The sequence below is a fragment of the Streptomyces mayteni genome (assembly GCF_054783955.1).
Genome location: NZ_BAAGPR010000188.1, coordinates 1 through 8,850, shown reverse-complemented (window position 1 = coordinate 8,850; position 8,850 = coordinate 1). Strand labels below are relative to the sequence as shown.

The window sequence follows — 8,850 nt, the reverse complement described above, 5'->3', positions numbered from 1 at the left end:
GGCAAGGCGCTCCGCCGCCGTGCGCCCAACCTGGCCGGCGGCCGCGGCTCGCGGCTGGCGCTGTGCGCCGGCTCGGCCGGCCAGGCCGTGGTCGGACCGGCGGGTGCCGCCAGGTTGCCGGCGTCAGCCGAGTTCGTCGGCGAGGAGTTCGGCGATCTGGACCGCGTTGAGGGCCGCGCCCTTGCGGAGGTTGTCGTTGGAGACGAAGAGCGCCAGGCCGTGCTCCACCGTCTCGTCGCGGCGGATGCGGCCGACGAAGCTGGGGTCGGCGCCGGCGGCCTGCTGGGGGGTGGGGACGTCGGACAGCTCGACGCCCTCCGCCGCGGACAGCAGCTCCGTGGCGCGCTCGGGGGAGAGCGGACGCTCGAAGCGGGCGTTGATCTGGAGCGAGTGGCCGCTGAAGACCGGGACCCGGACGCAGGTGCCGGAGACCTTGAGGTCGGGGATCTCCAGGATCTTGCGGCTCTCGTTGCGCAGCTTCTGCTCCTCGTCGGTCTCCGCGAGGCCGTCCTCGACGATGGAGCCGGCCAGCGGGAGCACGTTGAAGGCGATCGGGCGCGCGTAGTTCTCCGGGGCCGGGAAGTCGACCGCGGTGCCGTCGAAGGCCAGCCGCGCCATGTCCTGGGCGGCGGCGGCCCGGGCCTGCCTGTCGAGCTCGGCGACGCCGCTGAGGCCGCTGCCGGAGACCGCCTGGTAGGTGGAGACCACCAGGGACGTCAGGCCGGCCTCCCGGTGGAGCGGGCGCAGCACCGGCATGGCGGCCATGGTGGTGCAGTTCGGGTTGGCGATGATCCCCTTGGGGCGCTGGGCCACGGCGTGCGGGTTGACCTCGGAGACCACCAGCGGCACCTCGGGGTCCATCCGCCAGGCGGAGGAGTTGTCGATCACCACGGCGCCGGCCGCGGCGACCTTCTCGGCGAGCACCTTCGCGATGCCCTTGCCGGCCGAGAAGAGCACGACGTCGAGCCCGGAGTAGTCGGCGGTGGCCGCGTCCTCCACGGTGATCAGGCCGTCCTGCCAGGGCAGCGTGCTGCCCGCCGACCGTGTCGAGGCGAACAGCCGGAGCTGGTCGACCGGGAACTTCCGCTCGGCCAGGATTCCGCGCATCACGCCGCCGACCTGTCCGGTGGCTCCGACGATCCCGATCTTCATGGGCTTCCTCTCGCTTCGGATGCACCTGCGGTGCATGCGTCCGTCCCGCTCTCCTACCCTGCACCGCCGAGCTCGACCGCGGCCACTTCTTTGACGCCGGTCACACCAGAGCGGCGGTCACCACGGGATACTGCGGAGGTCACGGCGGTGGGGTAACGCCACCGTAACCGGATCGAACTACCCTCCACAGCCTGCGACCACCTGAGACAGCCTTGACAGCTTGAGAGAAGGGCGGCCGGCGTGCAGCTGACCCAGCACGAGCAGGAACGACTGCTGATCCACGTGGCCGCGGACGTGGCCGCCAGGCGGCGGGCCCGTGGGCTGCTGCTCAACCATCCGGAGGCGGTCGCGTTGATCACCGCCCACGTGCTGGAGGGCGCGCGGGACGGCCGCACCGTCGCCGAGCTGATGGACTCGGGGCGGCGGATCCTGGCCAGGGCCGACGTGATGGACGGGGTCCCCGAGATGATTCCGGACGTGCAGGTGGAGGCGACCTTCCCGGACGGCACCAAGCTCGTCACCGTCCACGAGCCCATCGCCTGAGCGCGGGGGAGACGCCGTGATTCCCGGAGAGATCCTGTACGCCGAGACGCCGGTGACGCTCAACGAGGGTGCGCCGGTCACCCGGCTCACCGTGCGCAACGTCGCCGACCGGCCGATCCAGGTCGGTTCCCACTACCACTTCGCCGAGGCCAACCCAGGGCTCGACTTCGACCGGGCGGCGGCCCACGGCCTGCGGCTCGGGATCGCCGCCGGCACGGCCGTCCGCTTCGAGCCCGGCATCCCCGTCGAGGTGGAGCTCGTGCCGTTGGCCGGCCGCCGGATCGTGCCGGGGCTGCGCGGCGAGACCGGAGGTGCCCTCGATGGCTGAGCTGAGCCGGCAGCGATACGCCGACCTGTACGGCCCCACCACCGGGGACCGGGTGCGGCTCGCCGACACCGACCTGCTGATCGAGATCGAGGACGACCTCGCGGGCGGCCCAGGACGGGCCGGCGAGGAGGCCGTGTTCGGCGGCGGCAAGGTGATCCGCGAGTCCATGGGCCAGTCGCGGGCCAGCCGGGCCGACGGCACCCCGGACACCGTGATCACCGGCGCGATCGTGCTGGACCACACCGGCGTCGTGAAGGCCGACGTCGGGATCAGGGACGGCCGGATCACCGCGCTCGGCAAGGCCGGCAACCCGGACACCATGGACGGGGTGCACCCGGAGCTGGTGATCGGCCCGGAGACCGAGGTGATCGCCGGCAACGGCCGGATCCTCACCGCCGGCGGCATCGACGCCCATGTCCACTTCATCTCCCCGACCATCGTCGAGACCGCGCTGGGCTCCGGCGTCACCACGCTGATCGGCGGCGGCACCGGGCCCGCCGAGGGCTCCAAGGCCACCACCGTCACGCCCGGCTCCTGGCACCTGGCCAGGATGCTGGAGGCGCTGGACGGCGCCCCGATCAACCTCGGGCTGCTGGGCAAGGGGAACACCGTCTCGCACGAGGCGATGCGGGCCCAGCTGCGCGGCGGCGCGGTCGGCTTCAAGATCCACGAGGACTGGGGCGCCACCCCTGCGGTGATCGACGCCTGCCTGACCGTCTGCGAGGAGACCGGCGCCCAGCTGGCGATCCACACCGACACCCTCAACGAGGCCGGCTTCGTCGCCGACACCCTGGCAGCGATCGCCGGCCGGACCATCCACGCGTACCACACCGAGGGCGCGGGCGGCGGGCACGCGCCCGACATCATCACGGTCGTCTCCGAGCCCAACGTGCTGCCGAGCTCCACCAACCCGACCCGTCCGCACACCGTCAACACCGTCGAGGAGCACCTCGACATGCTGATGGTCTGCCACCACCTCAACCCGGCGGTGCCCGAGGACCTGGCCTTCGCCGAGTCCCGGATCCGGCCGACGACGATCGCGGCCGAGGACATCCTGCACGACCTGGGCGCGATCTCGATCATCTCCTCCGACGCCCAGGCGATGGGCCGGGTCGGCGAGGTGATCACCAGGACCTGGCAGACCGCGCACGTGATGAAGCGACGGCGCGGCGCGCTGCCGGGCGACGGCGCGGCCGACAACCTGCGGGCCCGTCGCTATGTCGCCAAATACACCATCAACCCGGCGGTGGCCCAGGGCCTCGACCACGAGATCGGCTCCGTCGAGCCGGGCAAGCTGGCCGACCTGGTGCTGTGGGAGCCGGCCTTCTTCGGGGTCAAGCCGCTGCTGGTGCTCAAGGGCGGCCAGATCGCCCACGCCCAGATGGGCGACGCCAACGCCTCCATCCCCACGCCGCAGCCCGTGCTGCCCCGCCCGATGTTCGGCGCGCTCGGCCGGGCGGCGGCGTCCGGCTCGGTCAACTTCGTCACCCAGCTGGCGCTGGACGGCGGCCTCGACGAGCGGCTCGGGCTCGCCAAGCGGTTCGTCGCCATCGGCGACACCCGCCACACCACCAAGGCCGACATGCGGCTCAACGACGCCACGCCGGCGGTCACCGTGGACCCGGACAGCTTCTCCGTCACCATCGACGGCGAGCCGGTCGTCCCCGAACCGGCCGCCGAACTGCCGCTCGCGCAGCGGTACTTCCTGTTCTGATGGGGCCTGTTCTGATGAGGCACGTTCTGATGGGTGCTCTCTGATGACGGCGGCGTTGTTGCTGTTGGCGGACGGCCGGTTCCCGGCAGGCGCGCACGCCCACTCGGGCGGCGCGGAGGCCGCCGTGCGCGCCGGGCGGATCACCGGGCCCGACTCGCTCGAGGAGTTCTGCCGGGGCCGCCTGCACACGGCCGGCCTGGTCGCGGCGGCGCTGGCCGCCGCGGCCTGCGGCGGCCAGGACCCGGTCGCGCTCGACGCCGCCGCCGACGCCCGCACCCCGTCCCCGGCGCTGCGCGCCACGGCGCGTCGGCTCGGCCGGCAGCTGATGCGGGCCGCCCGTGCCACCTGGCCGTCGCCGGAGGTCGACGCGCTGGCCGCCGCCCACGCCGGCGGCCTTCACCAGCCTGTGGTGCTCGGGCTCGCCGCCCTGGCCGCCGGGCTCACCCCGGGCGACGCGGCCAGGGCCGCCGCCTACGACGCCGTCAGCGGCTCGTCGAGCGCCACGGTCCGGCTGCTGTCGGCGGACCCGTTCGCCGCCACCGCGGTGCTGGCCCGCCTCGCCGGCGAGGTCGACCGGGTCGCGGCGCTGGCCACCGAGGCCGCCGCCCTCGGCGACCCCGAAGCGCTGCCCGCCGCCTCGGCCCCGCTGCTCGACATCGGCGCCGAGGCGCACGCCGCCTGGCCCGTCCGCCTCTTCGCCTCTTAGGCCCTGCCCTGCCGATCTTGCCGGGCCCGCGACTGCCCCCGAACACGGCACCTCGCCGCGTTGTCGCATCGCGCGAATACGGGCAAGTATGAGCTGCGATACTCCGCCTTGCGCGAAGCGAATGGGGGCACTCCCCCGAGCACTCCGTGCAGGGGGCACCCCCACCCAGGCCGCCAGGCCTGGGGGAGCCAAGGGCTGATCCGACAAGATCGACAGAACAGGACCTAGGAGCACCGCCAGATGCACCTCGACCACCCCGAGACCTTCCCCCACCGGCACACCCACCAGGTCGTTCCCGCCGAGCGCGGCGGCCGGGCGCTGCGGATCGGCCTCGGCGGCCCGGTCGGCTCGGGCAAGACCGCCACCGTCGCCGCGCTCTGCCGGGCGCTGCGGGACCGGCTCGCCATCGGCGTCGTCACCAACGACATCTACACCCGCGAGGACGCCGACTTCCTGCTGCGCGCCGCCGTGCTGCCCGCCGAGCGGATCGTCGCCGTGGAGACCGGCGCCTGCCCGCACACCGCGATCCGCGACGACATCTCCGCCAACCTGGAGGCGGTCGAGGAGTTGGAGGAGCGGACCGGGCCGCTCGACCTGGTGCTGGTCGAGTCCGGCGGCGACAACCTCACCGCCACCTTCTCCGTCGGCCTGGTCGACGCCCAGATCTTCGTGATCGACGTGGCCGGCGGCGACGACATCCCGCGCAAGGGCGGCCCCGGCGTCACCACCGCCGACCTCCTCGTCGTCAACAAGACCGACCTCGCGCCGTACGTCGGCTCCGACCTGGCGGCCATGGCCCGCGACGCCAGGGCGCAACGCGGCGAACTGCCGGTGGCGTTCACCTCGTTGCGCGAGGAGGACGGGGTTCGGCCGGTCGCCGACTGGGTGTTGGCGCGCCTCGCCGCCTGGGCCCCCGCGGCGGCATGAGCGGCGCCGGCGTCACCGCACACGCCCGGATCGTGGCCGCGGCCGACGGCTCGCTGCCGCTGCTGCGCGGCGAGGGGCCGCTGGCGCTCCGCCGCACCCGCGCGGCCGGGCCCTACACGCAGGTCACCGTCGTCGGCGCGATGAGCGGCCCGCTGGGCGGCGACCGGCTCAGGCTGACGGCCGAGGCTGGGCCCGCCGCGGCGCTCCGGGTCACCTCGGCCGCCGCCACCGTCGCCCTGCCGGGCCCGGGCGGCGAGCCGGCCGCCTACGACGTGACGCTGACGGTGCGGGAGGGCGGCGAACTGCGCTGGCTCCCCGAGCCGTTGATCTCGGTCGCCGGCAGCGACCTGCGGACGACCACCCGGGTGGAGCTGGCGGCCGACGCCCGTCTCGTGCTCCGCGAACAGCTGGTCCTCGGCCGGGCGGGGGAGGAACCCGGCCGGCTGACCTCCCGGCTCGTCGTCCGCCGCGCCGGCCGGCCGCTGCTCGACCAGGAGCTCTCCCTCGGCCCCGGCGTCCCCGGCTGGGACGGCGGCGCGGTGCTCGGCGGCCACCGTGCCGTCGGTCAACTCCTCGTCGTGGACCCGGCGTTCGAGGAGAAGCAGGCCGAGGCGCGGGTGCTGTCCGAGACCGCGGTGCTGGCCCCGCTGGCCGGCCCCGCCGCCCTGGTCACGGCCGTGGCGCCGGACGCGTTGCTGCTCGGCCGCCTGCTCGCCGACGGCGCCGCCCGGTTGGGTGTCGCCCGGCTGGGCGGCGCCGCTACCGACCCGGCCGCCTGAGGTCGGCGAGGAGGCCGTCGAGGGCCGCGGTCAGCGCCTCCGCGTTGGCCGTGTCGAACCAGGTGGTGCGGATGCGTTCGTTGTTTCCCCCGGGGGTCTCGTGGTCGGCCGCGAGCTGCCGCAGCGAGTGGGTCTCGTCGCCCAGGGAGCGCCCGACTCCCTGGAAGAGCCCGCGCACGTAGCGCTCGGCGTCGTCGGGGGCCATGCCGTGGCGGCCGGCCCACGAGGTGAGGGTGGCGAGATAGGAGTAGTGGGCGGTCAGCGTGCCGGTCAGCGCGGAGCAGACGTCGAAGGCCGCCTCGTCCGCGACCGGGAGCGCCCCGCCGAGCCCCTCGAAGAACGCGTCCACCGTCGGGTGCGCCGGGTACGTCACCGTGACGGAGCGGCGTTCGCGGACGGTGGGCAGCGGGATGGCCCGGACCAGCGGGGCGTCGGTGGCCAGCGTCCGGCGCAGGTCGTCGTTGCCGACGCCGGCCATCACGTTGACCACGATCCGGTCGTCGGCCACCCGCAGGCCGGCGAGCGCTTCGCGCTGGTCTCGGCGGACGGCGATGATCAGCAACTCGGAACGGTCCACCACGGCCTGGTTGTCGGGGCACACCCGCACCGTCCCGTGGCGCTCCGCCAACTCCGCGGCCGTCCGGGCGCCGCGCGGCGAGAGATGGATCTCCGGCGGCTCCTCGACGCCGTCGCACAGGCCGTCCACGATGGCCCGGCCGATCTCGCCGACGCCGATGATCCCGATCTGTCGCACGCTGTCTCCCTCTCGTGTTCTTGTTGCGTCAACGGTGCCCGCAACCGGTTCTGTAGGGTTCCGATCATGGATGAAGCGAGCCTGCTCGCCGTCTCCGACGGCCCGGTGACGCGGAGCCGGATCGGCCGCGACCTGTCCGAACTCGGCCTCGGCGCCGGCGACATCGTGATGTTCCACACCCGGATGTCCGCCATCGGCTACGTGGCGGGCGGCGCGGCCACCGTCGTCGACGCCCTCCGCGACGTGGTGGGGCCCGGCGGCACGTTGCTGGTGTACAGCGGCTGGAACGACGCGCCGCCGTACGACTTCGTCGACTGGCCGGCACGGTGGCGGGACGCGCTGCGCGCCGAACACCCCGCCTACGACCCGGAGTCGAGCGAGTCCGACCACGCCAACGGCCGGCTCCCCGAGGCGCTGCGCCGCTGGCCGGGTGCCGTGCGCGGCCGACACCCGGACGTCAGCTTCGCCGCGTTGGGCGCGCTGGCCGCCGAGTTGGTGGCCGACCACCCCTGGGACGACCCGCACGGGCCGGGAAGTCCCCTCGCGCGGCTGGTGGAACACGGCGGCCGGGTGCTGCTGCTCGGCGCGCCGCTCGGCACCATGACGCTGCTGCACCACGCGGAGGCGCTGGCCGAGGCGCCGGGCAAGCGGTTCGTGGCGTACGAGCAGCCGGTGTCGGAGGACGGCCGGCGGGTCTGGCGCCGCTTCCACGACATCGACTCGGAGAACGGGGCCTTCGACTACGCGGCCGTGGTGCCGGAGGGGCAGGACCCGTTCGCCGTCATCGTCCGCGACATGCTCGCCGCCGGCATCGGCCGGAAGGGCCGCGTCGGCGCCGCCGAAAGCCACCTGTTCGAGGCCGCTCAGGCCGTCGACTTCGGCGTGTCCTGGATCGAGGAGAAGCTGGGCCCTGCGACCGGCTGAACCCGGTTGCGCCGGCGTCGCGGCCGGTGCCGGTATTCCCGCAGGAGCGGAATCGCCGAAGTCATCGTGCTGGCGCAGGACGCGGACGGGGTCATGGAACCGCTGACCCGACCGGACGAGACGCGCACCTGGGGTGGCACGTTCCACGAGATGTGGCCCGGTGGGCTCGGGGGGTTCGGCTGGGGCGCGGAGTTCGTCCGGTTGGCTTCGCGGTCCGGGCTGCTGAGACACCTGGAGTCCCTGCCGTGGCCCCGGCCGGAGTCCGTGCAGGTGCTGATCCACGACGAGGAGGACGACTGCTTCGGGCTGTGGATGATGCACGACGGCAGGCTGGTGGAGATCCCACTGCCGCGCACGGGGCGGTTCCACTTCGAGCCGCACGACGAGAGGTACCCGCCCGACCCCGGGGTCCTGACCCGGACGGACCGTTACCCGGCCGGCTGGCCCGGGGAGACCGACGTCTACGACCAGCCCAGGCCCCCGGCCTGGTGAGGCGGGCCCCGAGCCCCTCGTGACGACGACCGCCGGGTCGCTTCAACGACCCGCTGGAAGCGTCTCCACGGGGCCGTAGCGAGCCGCGGGTGGGTGAAGCAGGCGCCGTCGCTCTCCTCGGGGGTGGCGTTCAGCCGGGTACCCATGTCCAGTTCGCGCCCCTCGGCGTCGGCGAGGGTGAGGTCGACGGCCGCGCCCGCGCGCGGATCCGCTTCGCGGGCCGGCTGGGATGGTCGGCCCGCAGCCGTTCGCCGCACTCCGCGACGGGGATCGCGGCGACCTTCGGGTCCGACATCAGGACGATCTCGTTCATGCCGCGATCATGCGCTGCTCCGTGGTGTGTTGGGTATGCCTTGACCGGAGAGGAGGGGGTTGGGAGCTGTTGCCTGTTGGCTGCGCGTGAGTGTGTTCTGGCGGGTATTGGTGTGTGTCCCGGGCTTGGCACTCGTGAAGTCTCTGGTGGGAGACGGGTGTTCTTTGGTCGAATGCGTGACCTTTGTGGGGGGTGGTCGTTGGACGTGGTGGCAGGGG

The 8,850-nt window shown here is 73.7% G+C and carries 10 protein-coding genes and 1 pseudogene; 8 read left to right on the top strand and 3 right to left on the bottom strand.

What is annotated here, in order from left to right; genetic code table 11:
• Positions 1-123: 123 nt before the first annotated feature.
• Positions 124-1,152, bottom strand: a complete 1,029-nt coding sequence (locus ACYVPE_RS38300; protein ID WP_461038457.1) for an aspartate-semialdehyde dehydrogenase — start codon at positions 1,150-1,152, stop codon at positions 124-126.
• A gap of 240 nt (positions 1,153-1,392) precedes the next feature.
• Here ACYVPE_RS38300 and ACYVPE_RS38295 point away from each other — a divergent pair, with 240 nt between their 5' ends.
• The 6 genes from ACYVPE_RS38295 (at position 1,393) to ACYVPE_RS38270 (ending at position 6,149) form a co-directional block, all read left to right on the top strand.
• Positions 1,393-1,695: an urease subunit gamma gene (locus ACYVPE_RS38295; protein WP_461038456.1), complete on the top strand. Its 303-nt coding sequence runs from the start codon at positions 1,393-1,395 to the stop codon at positions 1,693-1,695.
• A 16-nt stretch (positions 1,696-1,711) separates the two neighbouring features.
• Positions 1,712-2,023 carry an urease subunit beta gene (locus ACYVPE_RS38290; RefSeq protein ID WP_461038455.1) on the top strand — a complete coding sequence of 104 codons (312 nt, stop codon included), beginning with the start codon at positions 1,712-1,714 and terminating at the stop codon, positions 2,021-2,023.
• Positions 2,016-3,737 carry an urease subunit alpha gene (locus tag ACYVPE_RS38285; protein ID WP_461038454.1) on the top strand — a complete coding sequence of 574 codons (1,722 nt, stop codon included), beginning with the start codon at positions 2,016-2,018 and terminating at the stop codon, positions 3,735-3,737. The genes ACYVPE_RS38290 and ACYVPE_RS38285 overlap by 8 nt, the downstream gene beginning before the upstream one ends.
• 40 nt (positions 3,738-3,777) lie before the next feature.
• Positions 3,778-4,443, top strand: a complete 666-nt coding sequence (locus ACYVPE_RS38280) for an urease accessory protein UreF (protein ID WP_461038458.1) — start codon at positions 3,778-3,780, stop codon at positions 4,441-4,443.
• Positions 4,444-4,683: 240 nt separating this feature from the next.
• Positions 4,684-5,370: an urease accessory protein UreG gene (gene ureG, locus ACYVPE_RS38275; RefSeq protein WP_461038453.1), complete on the top strand. Its 687-nt coding sequence runs from the start codon at positions 4,684-4,686 to the stop codon at positions 5,368-5,370.
• Entirely contained in the window at positions 5,367-6,149 is a 783-nt protein-coding gene (locus ACYVPE_RS38270; protein ID WP_461038452.1) for an urease accessory protein UreD, read from the top strand. Before ureG ends, ACYVPE_RS38270 begins: the two co-directional genes overlap by 4 nt.
• On the opposite strand, the gene ACYVPE_RS38265 is transcribed toward ACYVPE_RS38270, so the two are convergent.
• Positions 6,130-6,903, bottom strand: coding sequence for an NAD(P)-binding domain-containing protein (locus ACYVPE_RS38265; RefSeq protein ID WP_461038451.1), 774 nt, complete (start codon positions 6,901-6,903; stop codon positions 6,130-6,132). The two genes, ACYVPE_RS38270 and ACYVPE_RS38265, sit on opposite strands and share 20 nt — an antisense overlap.
• Before the next feature lie 66 nt (positions 6,904-6,969).
• Between ACYVPE_RS38265 and aac(3) the strand changes: the two genes are divergently transcribed.
• Together aac(3) and ACYVPE_RS38255 are read left to right on the top strand one after the other, a co-directional pair.
• Positions 6,970-7,827: an aminoglycoside 3-N-acetyltransferase gene (gene aac(3), locus ACYVPE_RS38260; protein ID WP_461038450.1), complete on the top strand. Its 858-nt coding sequence runs from the start codon at positions 6,970-6,972 to the stop codon at positions 7,825-7,827.
• Between the two features lie 66 nt (positions 7,828-7,893).
• The gene (locus ACYVPE_RS38255; RefSeq protein WP_461038449.1) at positions 7,894-8,319 is read left to right on the top strand and encodes a hypothetical protein; all 426 of its coding nucleotides are present in this window, start codon (positions 7,894-7,896) and stop codon (positions 8,317-8,319) included.
• A gap of 92 nt (positions 8,320-8,411) precedes the next feature.
• On the opposite strand, the pseudogene ACYVPE_RS38250 reads toward ACYVPE_RS38255, so the two are convergent.
• Positions 8,412-8,570: pseudogene (locus ACYVPE_RS38250) on the bottom strand (M15 family metallopeptidase); the annotation flags it as partial.
• Between the last annotated feature and the right edge of the window lie 280 nt (positions 8,571-8,850).